Genomic DNA, 23504 nt, shown 5'->3' with positions numbered 1-23504 from the left:
ATTATAGGTTTTTCTTTATTCATGGTATCTAAATCAAAACTCCCCCATTTTTTTTAAGAATTACTTTGCTCTGATTATTCGTTCAACAGAAGCTCCCCTTTTTTGGAGCTCTCTTGTATTTTTCTTCAAAAGCTTGTTTGCCATTCGATTGATTTTTTCAGGAGGTACCGATTTCCAACTTTTAACGTCCTTTTGAAAATCTAACTTAAAATACAACCTTGAAAGGTCTCTTATAACACAATAGTTTGCAAGTGGATGAGGGTTTTTACTGTTTTTGTTTGCATTGGCGGTAAATGCCTCCAATAGGTTATATACTCTCTTTTGGGCCAAACTGAGTTCGGAAAGCTTGGCGCGATACTCCAAATCAGGTCCTTTGAGATTTGGATACTTTTTTTTGTCCGCAACGTGTCGCCCTTCATGGGCCAAATAGCTAATCTTAAATTTCTCACTCTCCAAATCATAAGCTTCTTCAACGCAATAAATGGCATTATTTGTTGCCCAACCACCAGGATAGCGTTTGCCAAAAGTGGCATACTCTTCCCAGCCTAAGGTTACAAAATCGTTCATAAAGACCACTTTAACCTGAATTTCTTCATTCTTTAGGTCGAAAGAATACAAGGAGTCTCTCTGTGATTCCCAAACCAATAAATCAAAGATTCTTCCCGTTTTGCCCATTTCCTTGGTAGTATGGTAGCCTTTGCTTTCAATGTATTCGCTGACAAGGCGTCCAAGACTGTCTCTATGGATGTTTCTGTTTTTGATAGCGGCATATTCTTTTTCCAGGAAAGCGGTTGCTTCTTTAGCCAATATATCATCAAAATTATTCTTAGGTTCCAACAATGCTTTTCGCCAGTATTCTCTAACGATTAACTGTAAGTCATGTATTCTCGATTTTTTGTTCTTTAGATATTCTGAACGATCCTCTTCAAATTTGAACCTTTTGTTGAAATTTTCTATAAATAGCGCATCTTCCTCACTAAGCTGTTCTGAATCGACCTCCAAAAGTGGAAAAATGTCCTTTACATTGGCATCCAAGGCATGTGAATAGATTTGGCCATAATCCAGTGTTTCCCTTTCATCAGTTGTTTTTTGAGCAAATACTCCCTGAAGTATAAGAAGTAGAAAGCCTAACTGAAAGTTTTGATAAGTAACCCTTTGCATCCTATTATGATTTTAAGGTCAAAGGTATATGGGCCGTTTATGACAAAATTGTACGATATCAACTATTTAGGTCCTCAAGTTGCGTTTGAATTTAGCAGGTGATATGCCATAAATGGACTTGAAAGCACGTATGAAGTGGGAGTCATCATAAAAACCCAGTTCAAAAGAAATGGAACTGACGTTTTTTGGAGTGTTTAATAGAAGATGAATGGCTCTCTCAATTTTAACCTTCATTTGAAATTCCTTAAGTGTATATCCTGAGTATAACTTGAACGCTCTGGACAAATAGACAGGATGAACATAAACCTTATTTGACAATTCATCCAGAGAATGAAACTTATGGAGTTCTTCTTGGACAATCTCACCGACATTTTTGACCCAAGGTAGAACATCTCTTTTTGGAAGAGGTGTGATCAAGTTGGAATAAAAATCATATACTTCGTTAAAAATGATGTTGTCTGATGGATGCTTTTTAAGCTGTAAGAATAACTTATAGAAAAAGGGATATTTGGCAGCGCTAAACTTAATAGGTTTATCTTTCCTATTCAAGGGAGGGTTTATTAAATGATTAAACCAATCTGGTTTGAATTCAATATTGAAACAAGTGCCATCGTTCTGTTCAAAACAATTCCTATGTCCGTATCCCTTAGGCCTGTACAGTACCTCACCAGGAGCTATGGTTTGTGTGATTACCTCTCCCTCTTCAAGATAGCTTCCATTGACAAGAAGACTTAGGTACGGGTTTTCATGATTATGTGCAGCAATAATGGTTTCGGGACCATAATTGGTGATGCATAGCTTCAGATACTCATTTTCCACCGTTTTAGTGCTTTTTCCAAAATATTCCCCGGTGGCTAGATTGAGCATGCTCTATCAATTTATAACTATAGAGTAACCAAAAAGCGATTTTGTTACATTTAAATCAAATCTTTTCGATAGGTCCTTCTCCTTTTATGGGTTACAGGGTTGAAACTCTTCCACATTTGTCGTATGGCTACGTTGTCTTCCAATTCTGGGGTTCTAATACAATTCTCAATGCCCCGTTCCAGAAAAACCTTATAGTATTCATTGAAGATAATGGCTGTTACTCCCTTATTCTGATAATCAGGATGAATACCTATTAAATAGAAAATAACATCCTTGCTGTGTTTTTTGGCTTTCAAGAGATGAAAAATTCCTGTTGGAAACAACTTTCCATTGGCTTTTTGCAATGCTTTTGAAAATGAGGGCATAACAATGGCAAAGGCTACCAAATTATTATCAGAATCCACCACAAACTTGATATATTCTGGGTTAATGAAGCTGATGTATTTCTTTTTGAAATACTCTTTTTGGACATCGGTTACCTTAACAAAGGAAGAAAGCTTGGAATAGGTTTCGTTGAACAGGTCGAACATTTTGTCAACCCATGGCATGATTTCCTCACTTTTGGTAAAATTCATCTCTTTTAGGCCATATCTTTTCTTGATAAGCAAATTGGCCTTTGTAAAGATTTTTGGGTCTGCGCTGGCAAACAAGAATTTGTTTTCCAAATATTCTTTTTCCTTGACCAACCCGTGATGTTCATAATGCGATTGGTAGTAAGAGTGGTTATACCAAGTTATCATAGTTCCAATATGGTCAAAACCATCTATGAGAACACCTACCTTATCCAAATTGGAAAAACCTACGGGTCCTTCCATATAATCTAGATTGTTCTCCTTTCCAATGCTGGCCACTTTATCCAGTAAGGCTTTGGATACTTCTAGGTCATCTACAAAATCAAACCATCCAAAACGCATTTTAAGGAGTTTCTGTTCCTTTACCTCCAACCAATTGATGATGGCAGCAACCCTTCCAACCGGTTTCTTGTCTTTAAACGCCATGAAAAAAGTGGCTTCTGCATTTTGGAAAGCAGGGTTTTTATCTGAGTTGAAAGACTCCATTTCATCTTTTATGATGGGAGGGACCCAATAGGGAGAGTTTTTATAAAGGGTAAAGGGGAACTTGACAAAGCGTTTTAAATCCGCCTTGCTTTCTACCTTCTGAATAGTAATCATAAACTGAATTTTATAATCCCAATAATAGGAATAATTCCAGTTAGGGCAAGTATGGAAACCACAAATCGTTAGAAGTCTTTCTTTTTCCTTTTTTTCTTACGGCTCTTCTTGAAGTTCTGTTTTTGGATTTTGTTCTCTTTGGATGGCTTTTGGTCCGCTATGGGCACTAATTTATCTTTATGAAAGTCAAGACGGTAGGAAAACCCGAGCACGGCGAAGACCCGTGAGGGGTCATTCTTAAAATTCGAACCTAGATGGAAATCGGCTTGAAAATTCTCGTTGAACAAATGAGCGACTCCTGTACGTAGTAGCATATCATTTTGTACGCCGCCCACAAAACCCTGATGTTCGAAGAATACGCTCCATTTAGGATTTCGGAAGGCATGGGTCAAAGAAATGGCATAGCTCCATTGCGAAAAATCGGTTCCAATTCTATCGTAGGCTACATTGGATATTAAAACGAATCTTGGCGTAAGTCGACTCTGGGTAGCAACCGCCACTCGGGGGGATACTGTTGGTGCGCCTACAAAAAATGGATTCTCACCTAAATTAAAGGTAGCACCAGCATAGACAGAAACTGCAGGAATCAAGTTTTTCCATTGGAAAACGTTATTGGCTCTCCAGCTATATAGGTTTGGCTTGTTACTTTCAGGGTCTTTGAAAGGGTCAAATATCAAATATTTTATACCGGCCCTGTTTCTGGAAAAATCAGTCCGGGTCTCTTCAAGACCAGTTTCTATAAATGTGAGATTTTGATTTATAAAAGAACCTTCGTAGATGATTTCCAGTTGTTCGAATAAAACGCCATAGCGTATGGCAAAGTCCGCACCAAAAATATTCGAATCAGAATTTAAAGACGCATCATCCTGTTGTTCATATAGAATTCCAACTTCTGCCTGTACAACTCCTGTTCCAACGGAATACGCACTGACCGCTCTGCCGGGCCTGTTTGAATTGATTACATCGGTATATTGACCTACGACAAGACAAGGAATAAAAAGAAAAAAAAAGAGTTTACTACGTAAATGAGTGATGTCCATATAACTTTTTAATACTATTTTAAGATACTTTATTGCTTTTGGATAGACTTACAAGGTAATTTTGATGCAATAGTTCAGTCATATGGTTTTAATACAAACGATTTTACTTCTCATATTAGTATACTACGCGGTGAAATTGCTTGCAAGATGGTTGGCACCCAAACTATTTGGATATGCCATGAAGAAGACCCAGGAGCAGTTTGGCGGCCAGTTCACGCAGCGTGATTACCGAGAACCGAATACATCCAACGAAGGAGAAACCTCGGTGTTTACGAGACCTACAAGAAAATCAAACCCCTCAAAAAAAGTTGGAGAATATATAGATTTTGAAGAAATTGACTAATATTTGTTTTCTCAAAATCAGTTCATGAAGCTATCCCCAAAATATGCTATCCCACATCTTGGTGCTTTACTTTTCTTCATTCTAGTAGCTTTAATCTACTTCTACCCGGTTTTACAAGGGAAGGCTATTTTCCAATCAGATATTGCCCAATACAAGGGAATGGCCAAAGAGCGAAATGATTTTAAAGAGCTAACAGGGGAAGAATCTTACTGGACCAATAGCGCTTTCGGAGGAATGCCCACATACCAGCTTGGTGCCAACTATCCTCATGACTATGTGAAGAAATTGGACCGGCTCATACGTTTTTTGCCACGTCCTGCGGACTACCTCTTTCTGTACTTCATCGGTTTTTACATTCTCATGTTATGTCTTAAGGTAGAATTCAGACTTGCAGTTTTGGGGGCACTGGCCTTTGGTTTTTCCACCTATCTTATTATCATTCTTGGTGTCGGACATAATGCAAAAGCACATGCCTTGGGATATATTCCCATGGTTTTAGGAGGAATCATATTGGTTTTTCGGAAAAAATACTTGCTAGGTTTTATCCTCACCGCTTTGGCGATGGCCTTGGAAATAAGTGCGAACCACTATCAAATGACCTATTATTTCATGCTTCTGGTTTTGATTCTTGGTCTCGTCTATTTGGTATATGCCATTAAGAAAAAGGAATTGAAGCACTATTTTCTCTCTGTTGGTATTTTAATTTTGGCCGTTGCTTTATCCATTACCACAAATGCCACTGGACTTTTGGCAACGAAAGAGTATGCAGACTGGAGTACCAGGGGTAAATCGGAATTGACTATTAATCCAGATGGAAGCCCAAAAGAAGCATCCAACGGATTGGATAAAGAATACATTACCCAATATAGTTATGGTATTGCAGAGTCTTTAAATTTGTTCTCACCAAGACTTTTTGGTGGCTCTGGGAATGAAGATTTGGGAACCAGTTCTAAAGCGTATGATTACTTAATTGGTCAGGGAATACCTCCTAATCGTGCTATTGAATTTGCTCGAAATCTACCATTGTACTGGGGCAGTCAACCTATTGTGGCAGCTCCAGCTTATGTAGGTTCTATCGTGTTGTTTTTGTTTGTACTTGGCCTTTTTTTAGTGAAAGGAAAGCGTAAGTGGTGGCTGGCTTTGGGTGCATTGCTTTCTTTGGTTCTTTCATGGGGAAAAAACTTTCCGGAGCTGACTAATTTTATGATTGACTATTTCCCATTATATAATAAGTTTCGTGCTGTGTCCTCCATCCAAGTAGTGTTGGAGCTATGTTTACCCGTATTGGGTATTTTGGGGTTACGTGAGATTTTTAGAGCCAAATCTTCACAAAAGGATTTGCTGAAAGCACTTAAATGGAGTTTTTTCATAATAGTAGGTCTTGGAGTATTCATTTTTGTATTAAAGGGTTTCTTTGACTTTGATGGAATACGGGATGATTTTTATAGACAACAGTTTTGGGATGAATTGGTAACCATGATAAAACGGGATAGGGAAGCTGTCTATATAAATGATACAATCCGATCTCTGATTTATGTCGTGTTGGCTGCCCTAGTTTTATGGTTGTTGATAAAGGAAAAAATCAACAAGAATATCGCTACAATTGCCTTGGGTGTTTTGATTCTTTTTGATTTGGTCGGGGTGGCATTACGTTATGTAAATGAGGATGATTTTGTAAGACAACGTCAGGTGAACACACCATTTCAAGCCAGTCAGATTGATAATGCCATTCAGCAGGATAAAGCTATTTACCGCGTTTTTGACCCACAAGAAGGGATAAATGGGGCAAGAACCTCTTATTTCCATAAATCAATAGGAGGTTATCACGCCGCCAAACCCAAAAGACTTCAAGATCTATTTGAATATCATCTATATCAAAACAATACTCAGGTATTGGATATGTTAAATGTAAAGTATGTTATTCAGCAAGATGAGGAAGGTAATAGCGTACCTGCCATAAATGACAATTTAAATGGAAATGCATGGTTTGTGAAGCGAATAATTCCCGCCAATTCTTCCAATGAAGAAATTCAAAGTTTGAGTTCCTTTAATTCAAAAATTGAAGCTGTTGTCAATACCAAAACGTATCCAACACTAACAAAGCATAATTACACGGTTGATTCTTTGGCCAAAATTGATTTAACAGAATATCGTCCCAACTTTATTAAGTATCGTTCTGAAAACAAGGATGAAGGATTTGCGGTTTTTTCAGAAATGCATTACCCCAAGGGCTGGAAGGTTACCATAGATGGAAAAACACAAGAACACTTTAGAGTGAATTACGTGTTACGTGGAATGAGAATTCCACCGGGGCAACACGATATCGTTTTCGAATTTAAACCGGAAGTGGTTCAAATGGGAAGTCAGGTGAGTCTGGCCAGTTGTATTGCTTTGGCGGTCATTATTTTAGGAGGGTTCGGATTTTCCATGTTTTCACCAGGTAAAAAGAAAAAAAGCAAGGCCTGATGCAAAAGGTTTTGATCATAACATATTATTGGCCACCTGCTGGTGGACCAGGGGTACAGCGATGGCTCAAATTTGTTAAGTACTTGCCCGATTTTGATATTCAACCTATAGTCTATACCCCCAAAAATCCGAACTATCCCATACTGGATGTACATCTGGAAAGTGAAGTGCCAACTGGGGTTCAAGTCTTAAAGCAGCCCATCCACGAGCCGTATGTTTTTGCTTCTCTTCTTTCCAAAACGAAAACAAGGAGCATTAGCTCAGGGGTAATTCCCGATAAAAAAGTCTCACGTCTGGCCAAATTCTTGTTATGGGTTCGGGGTAATTTTTTCATCCCTGATGCACGAAAACACTGGGTCAAACCTTCAATAGCTTACCTATCTAATTTTATTGAAGAGGAACAGATACAAACTATAATCACAACCGGCCCTCCACATAGTTTGCACCTTATTGGGCTAGGTCTTAAACAGAAGTACGACATTCGGTGGATTGCTGATTTTAGAGATCCATGGACTTCAATAGGGTATCACAAAAAGTTAAGATTGACCAAGTCTTCTCAAAAAAAACATAAATATCTAGAGAAGACCGTGCTAGATACAGCGGACAAGTTGATTGTGACCAGCAATACCACCAAAGCTGAGTTTGAAAAGATAGCGAATACGCCAATTGAAGCAATCACCAATGGTTTTGATACCGTTCCTGAGGTCGGAAAATTGGATTCAAAGTTTACCATTTCCCATATTGGTTCATTGCTTACAGGTAGAAATCCTATGGGTTTATGGAAGGTACTTAGAGAATTAGTGGATGCCCATAAGGATTTTGCCAACGCTTTGCAGATTCAGTTGGTGGGAGTAGTAGGAGAGGAGGTGAAGGATTCAATTGTCAATTCTGGATTGGCGGACTATGTAGATTTTTTAGGCTACGTGTCTCATGAAAACGTATTGCGGTTACAGCAGCAAACCCAGATTTTGCTTTTATTGGAAATAGATTCAAAAGAAACTCAGGGCATTATTCCAGGAAAACTTTTCGAATATTTCAATGCGGGAAGACCAATTTTGGGTATTGGTCCTAAAGATTGGGAAGCTGGTCAAATGATAGACGCAACACAATCTGGTAAAGTTTTTGGGCATACAGATACTGAAGCAATTAAAACTGTACTTTTGGAATGGTTCCGTCAATATCAAAACAATCAATTGCATATTCGCCCCAAGCACATTGAAAAGTATCACAGGAAAGTACTGACGGAATCTCTTGCTAATTTTATTCGATGGGAATCGTCCTAAAACAATCCTTAAAAAATGTGTTTACCACCTATATAGGATTCCTGTTCGGTGCAATAAACACGGTTTTTTTGTATACCAAAATTCTTCCAGACGCTTATTATGGATTGGTGACTTTTATTCTCGCTTCAGGAGCAATTCTGATGCCTTTAATGGCTTTCGGTGTTCATAATACAATGGTAAAGTTTCATAGTCAGTACCAAGAATCGGAAAAAGACGGCTTTCTTACGCTGATGCTCCTCATTCCCTTACTCGGTATTGTTCCTGTGTGCTGCGTCATTTTCTTTTTGTATGAACCTTTGGGGAGCCTTGTATCTGATGTAAATCCGATGGTTAAGGACTACCTATGGTATGTTTTTTTTGTGGGATTGTCCATGGCGTATTTTGAAGTTTTTTACGCTTGGTGCAAAGTACACTTAAAATCGGTTTTCGGTAATTTTATGAAGGAGGTATTTGGTAGAATAGGAGTCACCGTTCTTTTAATCCTCTTGTACTTTGAGGTATTCTCATTGGATTTGTTTTTTAAACTTTTGGTAGGGCTTTACCTTTTACGAACGGCCATATTAAAAGTCTATGCTTATCGTATTCATTTCCCTAAGTTGAGCTTCACATTTCCTGGAAATTTGGCGGAAATATTGTCCTATTCTTTTCTGATTATTTTGGGTGGTTCGTCAGCGCTGATACTTTTGGAGATAGACAAGGTTATGATAAACCAGTTTATCAAGATAGAGAATGTGGCCTATTACGGAGTTGCCGTATACATTGCCACCGTCATTATAGTACCCTCTAGGGCCATGCACCAAATTACCTATCCTTTGACAGCCGAATTGCTTAATAAAGGTGATTCATTTGGTTTGGAAACACTCTATAAAAAGACCTCTTTGACACTGTTTATCGCTTCTGGTATTCTTTTTCTATTGATTGTTCTCAACTTGGAAGACTTGTACCTATTGTTACCTGAGACCTATAGAGATGGTTTTTATGTTGTCTTTTTGATTGGAATGACCAAGGTGTTTGATTCCCTTCTGGGAAACAATAATTCAATTTTGTACAATTCGAAGTACTATAAGTCTATTCTGATTTTTGGTGTCGGACTGGCCGCGTTGACCATTGTTCTTAATCTACTTCTTATTCCCAATTATGGAATTGAAGGGGCTGCGGTAGCAAGCTTCATTTCTATTTTTCTTTTCAACACAACTAAGTTGATATTCGTTAAGCTAAGGTTTGAAATAATGCCGTTTACTAAATCCACATTTAAAGTGTTTGCCACTCTAGTATTATTAGGAGTTCTTTTTAGCGTGTTTAACTTTGATTTCCATCCTGCCTTAAACATCTTGCTAAAATCCGGTTTCATCGTGCTTATGTATTTGGGTATTTTGTATCGGTTTGATATTTCTGAGGATATATCCGGAGTGCTTTCTAAATGGTTACGAAAACGGGAGTAGTACAAAAAAACCCCGTGGCGGATAAATCCAACCACGGGGTAAACAACTAACCAACCTAAAAACTACTTTTATCTCGTTCTAGAACTTCTCGTTCTTGATTTTGAGTTATTGTTACTTCTTCTTGAAGCGGTGTTCCCAGAGCTTCTTTTCACTGTAGTTGAAGAACTTCTTTTTACAGTTCTACTTCCTGAGTTGCTTCTGCTCGCAGTACTTCTTTTTGTACTGTTGGGTGCCTTATATGTGCGTGTTGTACTTCGTGTTACACTTCTACTTTTTGGAGTAGTGGTAACTTGTCGCCTGTTTACAGTTCTTGTATTTGGCGTCCGAGCTACTTCACGCTTGGTAACTGTTCTACTTACAGTATTACCGCTTCTGTTTCCATTTCTATTTGCACTTCTGTTTACAGTACGTCCGGAATTGTTGTTTCTTCGAACCACACTTTCCGAGCGATTAACATTATTTCTTCGGCTATCCGTCGACCTTCTTACAGCCCTATCCCTATTTACATTGGAAACCCTATTTCCATTTGATCTAGAGATAGATCTTTCTGCAGATCGGTTTGATCTAACCGCATCATTTCTTCTAAAGTTGTTGCTCCTTACAGCAACTCTTCTGTCATTTCTATAGATATTTGCTCTACGAACACTTCTATCGTTTCTATATGTTCTTCCAATTCTGGCGTAGGCTCTTCTATAATTGTTTCTATAAGGTCTATAATATGTATACCTCAAAGGCCTATAAAATCTTCTATATGGTGTACGCCATACGTTACAGAAACCTACAGCCGGTCTCACAAAAAATCTGTGGAAAGGTCTATACACATAGTGTCTGTTATACACATTGATAAACCCGGTGTAGTGGCTGAATACGCCTCCATTATAGAATACATTTAGTCCACCTACTCTACGTATACGACCATTTCTGTACCAAATATCCACACTTCCAATTTGGCTCACTCGCCCCCAGTTATCATAGAAAATTGGAATATTCTCAACTTGAATTACAGCACCATAGTCATCATACTGAACAAAGGGGTTATAGTTAAAACCTGAGTTAAAAGTGATTCCTACGTTCCCAATCCGGGCACCAACACCTACATTGACCTGGTTATTAATAAAGAAATCGAACTCTCCATCTGGGTATACTGAAAAAGTTATTCCGTCTTCCGCAAAGATGAAGGAGTTACCATATCGAAAAGTAGCTGTAGTGAATGAGTCATCCACTTTTGTCGCTGCAATAGAACTAAAAGTTCCAAACAGGACTGCCGTTAAAATGAGTACTAACTTTTTCATATCCTACTGATTTAAGTTACCGAATGCAACTATTTACATTCTGATAGACTAATACCAAACAGCGTGCCAAAAAACATAAAGTATTTATAATCAATAATTTATGAATATTCATTTTTCATTTTGGGATGAAGGTTGTTCCTCGTTACATAAAGAATAAGAATTTTTGATTAGGCTGATGCCAAAGTGAAAGGACATGGAGAGATAGCTGCAAACTATCTAGATTACCATCGTTTACAACAAATTAAGAGAACACGAAGTCTTACGTCAACTGTCTTCTAGAGTTTTTCTGCTAGATATTTTGCCGTAGAAGATTCTTTGTTTTGAACAATCTCTTCCGGTGTACCTTCGGCCACCAAATGACCTCCGTTTTCACCACCCTCTGGACCTAGGTCAATAATATAATCCGCACATTTAATAAGATCAATGTTATGTTCTATTACAATAACGGAATGTCCTTTAGCTATCAGTTCATTGAAAGATTTAAGCAGTTTATTGATGTCGTGAAAATGTAATCCGGTAGTAGGTTCATCAAAAATGAATAAGGCTTTTTCTTTGGTGTTCCCTTTAATGAGAAAAGAGGCTAGTTTTATACGTTGTGCCTCTCCTCCGGATAAGGTAGATGAGGATTGACCAAGGGTAACATAACCCAATCCTACATCTTGAAGGGGTTGAAGTTTACTAACGATTTTCTGCTGTTTGTGAAGTTTGAAATGGTCAATAGCATCATCAATGGTCATATTGAGAATGTCATCGATGTTTTTACCTTCAAATTGAACTTCCAAAATGTCTTTTTTGAAACGCTTTCCATCACATACATCACATACTAAATGTACGTCGGCCATGAATTGCATCTCCACTGTAATTACGCCCTCTCCCTTGCATTTTTCGCAACGACCACCATCTACATTAAAGGAGAAATGCTTAGCCTGATACCCTCTAAGTTTGCTTAGCTTTTGGGCAGCAAAAAGCGCACGGATATCATCATACGCCTTAATGTAGGTAACTGGGTTTGATCTGGAGGAACGGCCAATTGGGTTTTGATCTACAAATTCGACATGTTTGATATGGGCATATTTTCCTTCAATTTTGGTGAATTGTCCGGCTTTTTCCCCATATCCACCTATTTCCTTTAATATAGAGGGATATAATATACGCTTCACTAAAGTACTTTTTCCACTTCCAGACACACCTGTGACCACAGTAAGCATGTTCAGCGGAAAAGTTACATTGATATTCTTTAGATTGTTCTCTCTGGCTCCAATTATTTGAATATGACTTTTGGAAGTCCTGCGCTCATCGGGTATTTCGATATTCAGCGTTCCATTCAGGTATTCTGCTGTTAAGGTTTTGGCCATAAGTATTTCAGCAAAAGTCCCTTCTGCCACCAGCTGACCACCAAGGGTTCCAGCTTCTGGTCCAATATCGATGATTTTATCGGCAGCTTTCATAATGTCCTCGTCGTGTTCTACTACGATGACCGTATTCCCTAAATCGCGAAGGGATTTCAAAACCTCAATAAGGTTTTCGGTATCCTTGGGGTGCAAACCAATGCTAGGTTCATCTAAAATATACATGGAACCTACCAGACTACTACCCAATGAGGTAGCCAAATTGATGCGTTGGCTTTCTCCTCCAGACAAAGAATTTGATTTTCTATTCAGGGTAAGATAACTGAGCCCTACTTTATAAAGGAAGTCCAATCGCGTATTTATTTCCTTCAATAGTCGTTTTGCTATTTGAGAGTCGTGCTGTGAGAGTTGCAGGTTTTCAAAAAAGGGAATCAGTTTTTTTATTGGAAGTTCAATAAGGTCAGAAATGGATTGGCCATCTATCTTCACATAGTTCGCTTCTTTACGTAAGCGTTTTCCTTTACAGACCGGGCATTTGGTTTTTCCCCTATAGCGAGATAGCATTACACGATTCTGGATTTTATAACTCTTTTCTTCCAACTGTTCAAAGAACTTATGGATTCCTATAAAATGGTCGTTTCCGTTCCAGACCAATTCCTTTTGTTCTTCGGTAAGTTCGAACCAAGGTTTGTGAATCGGAAAATCAAATTTGTATGCGGAGTTTACCAACTGGTCTTTGTACCAACTCATGCTTTCACCTCTCCATGGAAAAACAGCACTTTCATATATGGACAAGGAAGTGTCTGGAATAACCAAATCGGCATCAATGCCAATAATATCTCCGTAACCTTCACACCTTGGACAAGCGCCATAAGGATTATTAAAACTGAAAAGATGAACATTGGGTTCCATAAACTTGATTCCATCCAGCTCAAATTGATTGCTGAAGCTTTTGGTCGTGTTGTCCGTTAAACTTTCAATACCACATCGTCCTTTTCCCTCAAAAAAAGCATTGTCCACTGCATTCCCGAGACGGTTATAAAAGTCCTCATCTTCTTTTACCACAATTCGGTCCACTACTAAATCAAATTCCCGTCCTATATCTTTAGGTGCCTGGTCTATTCTTAAAACTTCACCATCATACTTGATTCTGGCGTACCCTTGTTTTGAAAATAGTTGAAGGGATTTTTGAGGGTCTCTATCCTCTTTTATTGTAATTGGGGCCAATAGCAAAAGCTTGGTCCCCTCTGGGAACGACCGTACATGGTCTACCACATCACTAACCGTATGTTTCTTTACTTCCTTTCCAGAAATTGGAGATATAGTTTTCCCTATACGTGCGTAAAGCAATTTGAGGTAATCATAAATTTCAGTAGTGGTCCCAACCGTAGAACGTGGATTGGTTGAATTCACTTTTTGCTCTATCGCAATGGCGGGTGCTATACCTTTTATATAGTCTACCTTGGGTTTATCCAATTTACCCAAGAATTGTCTGGCATAGGAGGAAAGACTTTCCACGTATCGCCTTTGGCCTTCAGCATAGAGTGTGTCAAATGCCAAACTGGACTTGCCCGAACCGGATAAACCCGTAATGACCACAAGTTGGTTCCTCGGTATTACAACATCTATGTTTTTAAGGTTGTGTAGTTTGGCACCTTTTATGATAATATTCTTCTTGGAATCGATGTTCTGGATGGAAGCCATTTGTTAAAATTAGGGGTGTAAAGATACAATACCCCCCACTTAATACGTATATTGTTTCAGTTAACATCTAAAAATGCCCAAATCACAACATAAGTTTTCATCTGGGTATGTGATTTATATATCTTTGAGTTGTAATTAAAAACCTGATAGGCCTATACAGCGATAATTACTTTTTTTTAAATAACTAATTAACAATGCCGCCCTTACTGGTAAGGAGGCACCTAGTGTTAACCAAAAAAGTAATTTGTATGGAACTACAGATTGACGACTCGATATTAGTAAAGAACTACATTGCAGGAGACGAAAAAGCTCTCGAAGTACTCATTAATCGTTACAACCAAAGAATTTCAAGTTTTATTTACTCTAAAGTGTTGGATAGGGATGTTGCAGAAGATATCTTTCAAGACACTTTCATTAAAGTAATCAAAACACTTAAGAGGGGGTCTTATAGTGAAGAAGGAAAATTTCTTCCATGGGTTATGCGAATTGCCCATAACCTAATCATTGACCACTTTAGGAAAAACAAAAGAATGCCCAAGTTTGAAGGAAGCGATGACTTCAATATCTTTTCTGTTATTAAGGATGACAAGCTAAATGCGGAGAAGCGGATTATAAAAGATCAAATTGATAGAGACTTGACACTATTGATAGAGGAATTGCCAGACGACCAAAAGGAAGTATTAGTGATGCGAATCTATAAAGACATGAGCTTCAAGGAAATATCTGAAAATACTGGAGTAAGCATCAATACCGCCTTAGGAAGGATGCGATATGCCTTAATCAACCTAAGAAAAATCGTGGATAGACATAATATCGTTTTAACGAATTAATCTGCATTCCATCGAACGTTGCAATATTTCCAATTCAGCGCCGTTATCTAAGTGTAACATTAATGCTGAAATATGGAAAATATTTACTCTGAAGAACAAAGACTTACCAGAACAGTAAAAGCGAGTCAGGGAACTGTCCAGTTTTTACTGAGCTATTCAAAGTCACTACAAGTAGTGGATTGTAAAAATCAGAAGTTTGAGATTAACTTGAACTAGAGTCTTGTAGACCGTACATAAAAAGGACCGCAACTAGCGGTCCTTTTTATTTTTATAATAGTCGTTGAGCACAGTTTTTCTACCTACGGTTTTGGTAATAATATCCTTGTCCAAATCCCAACCTCGAGCAGGTGAGTACTCTCTCCCATACCAAATTATTTGTAAGTGTAATCGATTCCATATATCCTTTGGAAACAGCCTCTTACAATCTTTTTCTGTTTGAACCACATTTTTTCCATTGCTTAATCCCCATCTATAAATAAGCCGATGGATATGGGTGTCTACCGGAAATGCAGGAATCCCAAAGGCCTGAGAGACCACAACACTTGCCGTTTTGTGTCCAACGGCTGGCAATTCTTCCAGAAGCTCTATGTCTTGAGGTACTTGTCCATCATATTTGTCAATCAAAATTTGAGATAGTCCGTGAATACCTTTGGATTTCATTGGAGATAGACCAACAGGTTTGATAATTTCCCGAATTTCATCTACGGTTAGTTTCACCATGGCATAGGGATTATCTGCCCTAGCAAAAAGCAAGGGTGTAATCTGATTTACACGGACATCGGTGCTTTGGGCAGACAACAGTACCGCAATTAATAGGGTATAAGGGTCTCTGTGGTCAAGCGGAATAGGAATTGTAGGATAAAGCTCGTCCAATGTGGTAATTATAAAATTTACCTTATCCTGTTTTGTCATTTTTGTTTAAATTTACCTGAAATAAGTTAAACAATATTAAATCAAGAAGATTATTATGAATATGCTCAAGGCAGGAGATAAAGTACCTGAATTTTCAGCAAAGGACCAAGACGGAAATACAATTAATTTGCAGGATTATAGAGGTAAAAAACTGGTGGTTTTTTTCTATCCACGTGCCAACACCCCTGGATGCACTGCGGAGGCTTGCAACCTTAGGGATAACTATGGTTTGTTGCAGGAAGAAGGCTATGAACTCTTAGGGGTTAGTGAAGATTCCCAGAAAAAGCAGGCAAACTTCAAAAACAAGTATGATTTCCCTTTTCCGCTATTGGCTGACGAAGACCATACCGTTATAGAAACGTTCGGGGTATGGGGACCTAAAAAATTCATGGGCAAGGAATATGATGGTTTACACAGAACCACTTTTGTAATTGATGAAGAAGGTGTAATAGAACGCGTAATAGAAAAAGTAAAAACCAAAGACCACGCGGCGCAATTGCTCAACTAAACAAAAACGGCACCATTTTGGTGCCGTTGTTTTTTCATAATTGAATAATATTATGCTTTTGGCTTTTCTGCAAGCTCTTTTCTTTGGAAAAGATGTTTTTCCTTTATCATTTCTGCAATACCTTCAGGTAACATTTCTTCCCAGCCGCCTTCACCACTGGCTATCCGTTTCAGTACATCTCTAGAGAATATGTTCATAATGTCTGGGTCATAATCAATAATGTCCATGACCTTCCCATTATATTTGAAAAACTTGTAGAGTTCTTTCATCCTAGGATGCACTTTTACATTGTTACTGGTCATAATTTGACCTGTTTCCGGGTCTTTCATGGGATATAAATAGACCTTCAAGTCTTTAAAGAACAACTTTCCAAAGGCTTCCAATATACCACCACTCAAATGGCGATAGTATTTTTCATCAAAAACATCTATTAGGTTGTTGATACCCATGGTCAACCCAAGTTTGGCCTTGGTGTAGTTGTTAAAATATTCCACCAGTTTATAGTATTCCTGGAAATTTGAGATAAGCACGGTATGTCCCAATGAACTCAACAGCTCAGCTCTATCCATAAAATCCTGTTCGTCTATTTCGCCAGCTGCTTTTAGATTGGACAAAGTGATTTCGAAAACAACGATTGTATTTTCATATTCCACGGTTTGTTCACGTATGAAAATATCATAGGACTTCTGGAACATATCCATGTTGACTTTCGTCACGGGTCGGAAACTACCCCTAAGGGCAAGGATATTCTTTTTATAAAGAACCGCAGCAGGTAACAAGTTGTTACCATCTGGACCAAACATAACCGCATCGGTCATACCGTTTCTAATAAGTTGAAGACTCATCAGGCGGTTGTCCACATCCTTAAAACTTGGTCCCAAAAAGTTGACCATATCAATTTCCAAGGTATCCTTATCAATATGGTCGTAAAGTTCTTTCAAAAGGACACGTGGTTCGCTGTGCTTAAAAAAGGCGCCATAAATAAGGTTTACGCCCAGTGTCCCAAGGGTTTCTTGCTGTAACCTAGCTTCATTTTGTTTAAAACGAACGTGAAGTATTATTTCGTCAAACTCCTTCTGCTTGGGGTCCAATTGAAAACGAATCCCTAACCAGCCATGCCCTTTGTACCGTTTGGAAAAATCAATTGTAGCTACTGTATTGGCATAGGTAAAAAACAAATAGTCGGGATTACTTTCCCTGGTGATTCGCTTTTCTACCAAATCCATCTCATGCACCAACATACGCTTCAATCTGGCTTGGGTCACATAACGTCCATCTTTTTCCACCCCATAAATGGCGTCACTAAAAGCTTTATCATAAGCACTCATCGCCTTTGCAATGGTACCGGAAGCACCTCCAGCTCTAAAAAACTGTCTCGCAGTTTCTTGTCCTGCTCCTATTTCGGCGAAAGTGCCGTAGATGTTTCTATTAAGATTTATTCGGAGTGTTTTTGCCTTTATGGAGAGAATATTCTCAAAAGCGTTTTCTTCGCTGGCAACGGTAGACATAACTGAATGGTTTAGCTAAAAACAAAGTTACATTTTCATTCCTTCAATTTACATAAATAAGTTATAATTTTGATTTTAATGGATGATATGATGACCATTACTTTTTTAGGAACGGGCACCTCTCAGGGGATTCCCGTAATTGGTAGCAATCATCCTGTCTGTTTGAGCAAAGATTCAAGGGACAAACGGTTACGGGTTTCCGTTTTGGTTTCTTGGAATGAGTACAACTTTGTTATTGATTGTGGACCCGATTTTCGTCAACAAATGTTGACCAACTCGGTATCAAGCTTGGATGGCATTCTATTCACACATGAACATGCTGACCACACTGCTGGAATTGATGATATCCGTCCCTTCTTTTTCAGACAAGGAGATATACCCATTTTTGCCCATAAAAGGGTGATTGATTCCCTTAAACGTCGGTTCGATTACATCTTTGCTGATGAAAATAGATACCCTGGCGCACCGGCTGTTCAAGTCAATGAAGTTTTTAAAGACACTCCATTTGAAGCAGGGGAAATGGATGTGGTTCCTATTGAAGCATTCCATAATAGACTACAGGTTTTTGGCTATCGTATTGGAGATTTTGTGTATTTAACGGATGTAAAACGTGTGGAAGAAGACCAAGTGCAAAAAATAATGGGAGCTAAGGTTTTGGTAGTGAATGCTTTAAGGGAAGAACCGCATCATTCGCACTTTAATCTGGAGGAAGCAGTTGAATTTGCTGAGATGATCGGTGCGGATAAGACTTATTTCACTCATATTAGTCATTTATTGGGTTTTCATGAAGAAGTGGAAAAGAAATTACCTGATAATGTGCACTTGGCTTACGACAATCTTAAATTGAACATACCTATTTCATGAAGAACAAGATTTTTTTATATCTATTCGTTTTTGCAGCCCTGATTGCCCTGTATCAATTTGTAAGCACCAATAATCTTCAAAAAGATATGAATGGAGATATTGAGCGGCTTGAAAATGAAAATCAATCACTGAAGGATTCCATCCAGAATGCGCAACTAAAGATTCTGGATATGCAATATTTCTCTTTGGAAAACAATGATGATGCCTTGGCCTATTACGACCATTTGGAGTTGCAAAATCCTGCCCGATACATTGCAGATAAGTTATTGGAGACCAATGAACGCTCTGGAGATAATCCTTTGATTCCTTATGAAGGCATGAACAGTGATTTTAAGATCAACAAGATAAAAGTGCTTAATCATAAATGGCTACTGGCCGACTTCTCGGATGGAAAATTCTGGGGAGATCTTATTATTCAATACGAGTTAAAGGACAATCTTAGCGTCGACTTTACTTTATTGGACCACTTGTTATATACGAGGAGCAACTAAATTCTCTCCTCAAGCCACGTTTTAAAGGAATAAAAGTTTTGTGGAGAAACCCCATGACCTACAGGAAACTCTTCGTATTTAAAAGGTATGCCCAAGTTTTCAAGGATTTCTGGAGTTTTTTGCGCCCATTCCAAAGGAATCACCTGGTCAACCTGCCCATGAGAGGCATAAAAATTCAAATGTTTTAAATTTTTGGTTTTATACCCATCCAACAATATTTTTTCATTGATATACCCGCTAAGTGCCACTATATTTTTGACTTTTTCTGGATAGGACAAGGCTACAGAATAGCTCAAAATGGTTCCCTGGCTAAATCCTAACAGTGTGATATTATCTGCATCCAGCTGATAGGCTTCAATAGCCTCATCTATAAAGGCCAAAATCTTGTCCCTGGATTCAATAGCTTGTTGATCGTCACTCCATTTTCCGTATTCTGCATCAAAGTTAATGGCATACCAAGCATAGCCAAATGGTTCCAAAGAAAAGGGCGCTCTCACCGAAAAAATGGTAAACTCTTCGGGAAGCTCGGGGGCAAAAGAGAACAAATCTTCCTCGTTGCTTCCGTACCCATGGAACATAAAAATGGCCGGGGTCTTGGAGTTTTGGATTTTGGAAGGTTGTACCAAGTAGGTTAATGAAAGCGAGGTGGGGGACATGAATTAAAATTTATGAAATAAAGGTAAACCATTTTTGAAAATAAGGTCCTATTACAGGAATGGACTGCCTTTGTTGGTTCAGTGCACCGAGCATTCCATATAGTGCTAGAATGATATAGGCGATAAACAACCAAAACGAGACTTGCACAATACCCGCAAAAGTAAGCACAATAGCTAGTCCATGATACAGCAGGTGAATTCCAAATGCCTGTCGGATGTGAAAGCGAGCGAAGGTATTTTTGGGTTCCATATTCATGGTCAACGCTATCAAACTACCTACAATGGTTAAATAAGCAACTGAAGCGGTAGTCCTGCCTTCTTTTTCGGTTGTCAAAGCCTTACAGTGTTAGAGTGTTATTCGAAATTGTTCCGATTACCCTTCCCTTCTGAGGGGCATCCAAAAACATACTGTTCCTTGAAGTGGATTTGATATCTTTCTCAGTGAAGTACCATTCTTCATAAGGTTCAAATAGAGTAAAACAAGCAGGGCTGCCCGTCTCAATTTTCGGTTTTTCTATATTGAATCGTTCCCAACCTTTGGTAAGTAACCCAACTGTTTCTTCCAATCCGAAGACTGGGTTAAGACTGCCAAATGCAGATTCTAACCCTATGGTGCCTGCATGAGCGTTATCAAATTCCAAGCGTTTTTCTTCAATATCTAAAGGAGTATGGTCTGTGGTCACAAAATCAATCGTCCCGTCCTTTAACCCTTTTATCAAGGCTTTTGCATCTTGTTTTGTCCGTAAAGGTGGGCTTACTTTAAAGGAAGTGTCAAAATCAGAAAGAGTATCGTCGGTTATCAAGAGATTGTGTATCGCCACACTACAACTTACATCTAAGCCTTTCCTTTTGGCCGCTGCTATAAGTTTAACGGAATTGGCCGTCGAGATAGTAGGAATATGTAACTTTCCTCCTGTATATTCAAGGATAAAAAGATCTCTTGAAATTTGAAGTTCTTCCGCCAATCCAGGAATACCTTTCAATCCAAGTGAAGTTGACATCTCACCTTCATTAACCACCCCTTTACCTTTAATCTGTATATCCTCTGGAAAAGAACAAATGAGTCCATCAAAGCTTTGCGCATACAATAGGGCTATTTTCAATAGATTGGGATTGGTAATTTGGCTTTTGAAATCGTAGAATCCTACAGCCCCGGCATTGTGCATATCGAAAAGCTCCGCCAAATCAACTCCTTTTGAGTTTTTAGATAAACTTCCAAGAGGATGTAGTTGCGTACCATTTCCTTTAGCTCTTTCTATTAGAAAAACGATATCGGAGCTAGTGTCCGGAACTGGGGTCGTTGTTGGGTTTAGAACAACATTTGTAAACCCACTTTTAGCCGCAACTTGTAAGCCATTTTGAATAGTTTCACGTTCTTCATGGCCCGGTTCCCCAAAACTGACACTCGTGTCTAACCATCCGATAGATGCATGCAAATTTTTATGTTCAATTATTTTGGTGCCGGAAGGAATATCATCAATAGAGGCAGCGATTTTCTCAATAATCCCCTTTTTAATGAAAACATCCCTTTTTTTTAAGTGCAATGCCGAATTTTCTGGAGATACTATTTTGGCTGACTTTATCAGGATGTTCATGTAACAAATTTTTGGATGATTACCTCCACTAGTGCAAGTAGCAGCGCTAAAATAACAAACCATTTCCAATATGCGGTAATACTACTTTCTTTCTCCAAAAGCTCAAACAAAGAGCCTACGGATTCCCTTACTGTGACGTTGGATAAATTGTCAACCTCCAAATACTCCAATTTACTTTCATCCCGTGGATAGTTAAAGCTGATTTGTTTTATCACATTTTCCTCATTGACAATTTCATAAACCCCATCGGTGGTTGGGTTTTCATCAAAAGTCAATTGCACCTTATTTGGAAAAGACTGTTGTAATGGGATAAACTGGTCTTCAGATTTCTTAACATGCAAAATGTTCTCGTTGCCCAATTCAATACCAATATCCACAACATTGGTTTCGCCCAACGTATGGAACAACTCTGGGGCTTGAAGCCCTGATAGTGCCATATTGTAAAACGTTGGGACAATTAGGGACGATCCCTTGAAATTACTTACTTCTCTTTTAAGCGATGAAGTGAAAAAGTAAAACCCGTCCAAACCTATTAAAAAGGGGTCATTCCCCTCGTAGGATAGAATTTTTGGCGCTCCAGTGCTGATTTTGAAGTATTGATTGGTCTGTGGATATTGGAAGTTTTCGATTCGTTTTTCAAACACGTTTCGATATAGAGGGTGATCATACGATATATTGGCAATTCTTTTGTCGAGTGTTAGACCCTGTAAAATAGTCGTATTGAAATGTTGGGAGAGCAATTGATTGTATGATTGAATATCACTTTTTTCAGAAGGAATGACCACGAGACTACCTCCGTTATTTTTAAAAGCCGATAAAATCCTAGCAAGTCCAGTTGGGATAGATTCTAAATCATTGAGTATAATTACGTTTTGTGTGTCAATCAAACTATAGTCCAAGTTGTTCAATGGATATTGTGAAAGGATAAACTCTTCATTTCCAAAAAGCCGTTCCAAGTAGTTACTGGGTTCAACAGTATCCGAAATGCTTAGGACTTTGGTCTTTTCTCTACTGTCCAAGTTCAAATAGAATTCATTGTCAAAAGATAATCCGCCATCCGTAAGCTTAAGTTGTCCATGGATTGTACCTGTATTTGGAATGGAAAAATTCAACGTAGTCTGCGAATTGTCTCCAAAATCGGCAGCGGATTTTGCAATAAGTGTCTCCCCATTAAATAATGAAACGGGAACCGGCTCGGGTACATTAGTACCACTTAAAAAAACGCTTAACTTTAGCTGCTCATCGTTGGTATCCTCAATACTCACAGAATCAATGGATACATTGACTAATCTATCAGATGTAATCGGAACCAAATAGGTGTTCTTTTGCGCGATAGAATCCCTGTTTTCCATGTCCAACCTTTTTTGAAAATCAGATATCAAAATCAGGTTCTTTCTTGAGTTCTGGTTGGAAGAAAACAGTGTGTTTGCCTTTAGAACGATATCATCTATGTTCAATTGCCTGAACGTAAACGGAAGTGACAAAAGGGTATTTTGAATGTCTTTGACCGTTACGTCTTTATACGTATTGGTATTGGTAAACAGGTTAATAGTCTGTTCATTATCAATATGTTTCAATAAATCCTGTGTCGCCTTTTCAAGTAGGTTGACCCCATTTTTCATGGCCTGCATACTGAACGAATTGTCCAGATAAATAACGGTTTCCTTTTCTTGTAATGCATCACTACTGGCGGTAAAGGGCTGGGCAAAAGCTATAATAATACTTGCCAATAGTAGTAGTCTAGTAAGCAATAGTAGCCATTTTTTTAAAGTGTTGCTCTTGCGGGATTCAACCACTACCGTTTGCAACATAGCGACATTCGTAAAAGGTGTTTTTTTGAATCGCCTAAGCTGAAAAAGATGAATAATGATGGGGATGAGGAGCAAAAGAAGGGCCCAAAGAATTTCCGGATGTTTTAACTGCATTCCCAATATTGTTAAACAAATATATCGATTAAAATAGTTAGGCAAAGACCGAAATGCTGTTAAGACTTCCCTAATTCCATTGAACAGATGATTGAT

General features: G+C 38.4%; 20 protein-coding genes. 8 read left to right on the top strand and 12 right to left on the bottom strand.

Features of this window, described 5'->3' with window-relative positions; genetic code table 11:
- Positions 1–60: 60 nt before the first annotated feature.
- The 4 genes from CLV81_RS17370 to CLV81_RS17355 all read right to left on the bottom strand — a co-directional run bounded on the left by CLV81_RS17370 (position 61) and on the right by CLV81_RS17355 (position 4240).
- Positions 61–1161 (bottom strand): hypothetical protein, encoded by a 1101-nt coding sequence (locus CLV81_RS17370; protein ID WP_106146771.1) that lies wholly within the window; start codon positions 1159–1161, stop codon positions 61–63.
- Between the two features lie 66 nt (positions 1162–1227).
- Complete coding sequence (locus tag CLV81_RS17365; protein WP_106146769.1) at positions 1228–2028, bottom strand: helix-turn-helix domain-containing protein; 801 nt, start codon at positions 2026–2028, stop codon at positions 1228–1230.
- Between the two features lie 50 nt (positions 2029–2078).
- Positions 2079–3200 carry a GNAT family N-acetyltransferase gene (locus CLV81_RS17360; RefSeq protein WP_106146767.1) on the bottom strand — a complete coding sequence of 374 codons (1122 nt, stop codon included), beginning with the start codon at positions 3198–3200 and terminating at the stop codon, positions 2079–2081.
- 68 nt (positions 3201–3268) lie between these two features.
- Complete coding sequence (locus CLV81_RS17355; RefSeq protein ID WP_106146765.1) at positions 3269–4240, bottom strand: transporter; 972 nt, start codon at positions 4238–4240, stop codon at positions 3269–3271.
- 82 nt (positions 4241–4322) lie between these two features.
- On the opposite strand from CLV81_RS17355, the gene CLV81_RS17350 reads away from it, so the two are divergent.
- Genes CLV81_RS17350 through CLV81_RS17335 form a run of 4 tightly spaced genes read left to right on the top strand, consistent with a single transcriptional unit; the run spans position 4323 to position 9774 of the window.
- Positions 4323–4583 (top strand): DUF4834 family protein, encoded by a 261-nt coding sequence (locus CLV81_RS17350; protein ID WP_106146764.1) that lies wholly within the window; start codon positions 4323–4325, stop codon positions 4581–4583.
- 24 nt (positions 4584–4607) lie between these two features.
- Entirely contained in the window at positions 4608–7049 is a 2442-nt protein-coding gene (locus CLV81_RS17345) for a YfhO family protein (RefSeq protein ID WP_106146762.1), read from the top strand.
- A complete protein-coding gene (locus tag CLV81_RS17340) occupies positions 7049–8332 on the top strand; it encodes a glycosyltransferase (protein ID WP_106146760.1) in 1284 nt (427 codons plus the stop codon). The genes CLV81_RS17345 and CLV81_RS17340 overlap by 1 nt, the downstream gene beginning before the upstream one ends.
- Positions 8317–9774, top strand: coding sequence for an oligosaccharide flippase family protein (locus tag CLV81_RS17335; RefSeq protein ID WP_106146757.1), 1458 nt, complete (start codon positions 8317–8319; stop codon positions 9772–9774). Before CLV81_RS17340 ends, CLV81_RS17335 begins: the two co-directional genes overlap by 16 nt.
- Before the next feature lie 68 nt (positions 9775–9842).
- Here the strand turns inward: CLV81_RS17335 and CLV81_RS17330 are convergent, their stop codons facing one another.
- Both CLV81_RS17330 and uvrA read right to left on the bottom strand, forming a co-directional pair.
- Positions 9843–11066: a hypothetical protein gene (locus CLV81_RS17330; protein WP_106146756.1), complete on the bottom strand. Its 1224-nt coding sequence runs from the start codon at positions 11064–11066 to the stop codon at positions 9843–9845.
- Between the two features lie 275 nt (positions 11067–11341).
- A complete protein-coding gene (uvrA, locus tag CLV81_RS17325) occupies positions 11342–14119 on the bottom strand; it encodes an excinuclease ABC subunit UvrA (protein ID WP_106146754.1) in 2778 nt (925 codons plus the stop codon).
- Between the two features lie 248 nt (positions 14120–14367).
- On the opposite strand from uvrA, the gene CLV81_RS17320 reads away from it, so the two are divergent.
- Entirely contained in the window at positions 14368–14949 is a 582-nt protein-coding gene (locus tag CLV81_RS17320) for an RNA polymerase sigma factor (RefSeq protein WP_106146752.1), read from the top strand.
- Positions 14950–15198: 249 nt separating this feature from the next.
- Here CLV81_RS17320 and CLV81_RS17315 read toward each other — a convergent pair whose 3' ends face one another.
- Positions 15199–15861, bottom strand: a complete 663-nt coding sequence (locus CLV81_RS17315; protein ID WP_106146750.1) for an endonuclease III domain-containing protein — start codon at positions 15859–15861, stop codon at positions 15199–15201.
- A gap of 55 nt (positions 15862–15916) precedes the next feature.
- Between CLV81_RS17315 and bcp the strand changes: the two genes are divergently transcribed.
- Positions 15917–16369: a thioredoxin-dependent thiol peroxidase gene (gene bcp, locus CLV81_RS17310; protein WP_106146748.1), complete on the top strand. Its 453-nt coding sequence runs from the start codon at positions 15917–15919 to the stop codon at positions 16367–16369.
- Between the two features lie 50 nt (positions 16370–16419).
- Here bcp and CLV81_RS17305 read toward each other — a convergent pair whose 3' ends face one another.
- Positions 16420–17877, bottom strand: coding sequence for a nicotinate-nucleotide adenylyltransferase (locus CLV81_RS17305; RefSeq protein ID WP_106146746.1), 1458 nt, complete (start codon positions 17875–17877; stop codon positions 16420–16422).
- A gap of 90 nt (positions 17878–17967) precedes the next feature.
- Between CLV81_RS17305 and CLV81_RS17300 the strand changes: the two genes are divergently transcribed.
- Together CLV81_RS17300 and CLV81_RS17295 are read left to right on the top strand one after the other, a co-directional pair.
- Positions 17968–18741 (top strand): MBL fold metallo-hydrolase, encoded by a 774-nt coding sequence (locus tag CLV81_RS17300; RefSeq protein WP_106147688.1) that lies wholly within the window; start codon positions 17968–17970, stop codon positions 18739–18741.
- Entirely contained in the window at positions 18738–19232 is a 495-nt protein-coding gene (locus CLV81_RS17295; RefSeq protein WP_106146744.1) for a hydrolase, read from the top strand. The genes CLV81_RS17300 and CLV81_RS17295 overlap by 4 nt, the downstream gene beginning before the upstream one ends.
- Here CLV81_RS17295 and CLV81_RS17290 read toward each other — a convergent pair.
- Genes CLV81_RS17290 through CLV81_RS17275 form a run of 4 tightly spaced genes read right to left on the bottom strand, consistent with a single transcriptional unit; the run spans position 19229 to position 23408 of the window.
- A complete protein-coding gene (locus tag CLV81_RS17290; RefSeq protein ID WP_106146742.1) occupies positions 19229–19888 on the bottom strand; it encodes an alpha/beta hydrolase in 660 nt (219 codons plus the stop codon). The two genes, CLV81_RS17295 and CLV81_RS17290, sit on opposite strands and share 4 nt — an antisense overlap.
- A 10-nt stretch (positions 19889–19898) precedes the next feature.
- Entirely contained in the window at positions 19899–20222 is a 324-nt protein-coding gene (locus CLV81_RS17285; protein WP_106146740.1) for a hypothetical protein, read from the bottom strand.
- A 4-nt stretch (positions 20223–20226) separates the two neighbouring features.
- Entirely contained in the window at positions 20227–21483 is a 1257-nt protein-coding gene (locus CLV81_RS17280; RefSeq protein WP_106146738.1) for a dihydroorotase, read from the bottom strand.
- Positions 21480–23408 carry a BatA domain-containing protein gene (locus CLV81_RS17275; protein ID WP_106147686.1) on the bottom strand — a complete coding sequence of 643 codons (1929 nt, stop codon included), beginning with the start codon at positions 23406–23408 and terminating at the stop codon, positions 21480–21482. The genes CLV81_RS17280 and CLV81_RS17275 overlap by 4 nt, the downstream gene beginning before the upstream one ends.
- Between the last annotated feature and the right edge of the window lie 96 nt (positions 23409–23504).

Origin of the sequence: Flagellimonas meridianipacifica (assembly GCF_003001695.1) — a bacterium.
Classification (GTDB): domain Bacteria; phylum Bacteroidota; class Bacteroidia; order Flavobacteriales; family Flavobacteriaceae; genus Flagellimonas; species Flagellimonas meridianipacifica.
Note: the sequence above shows the minus strand (reverse complement) of the source record. Positions and strands in the feature narration are given on the sequence as shown.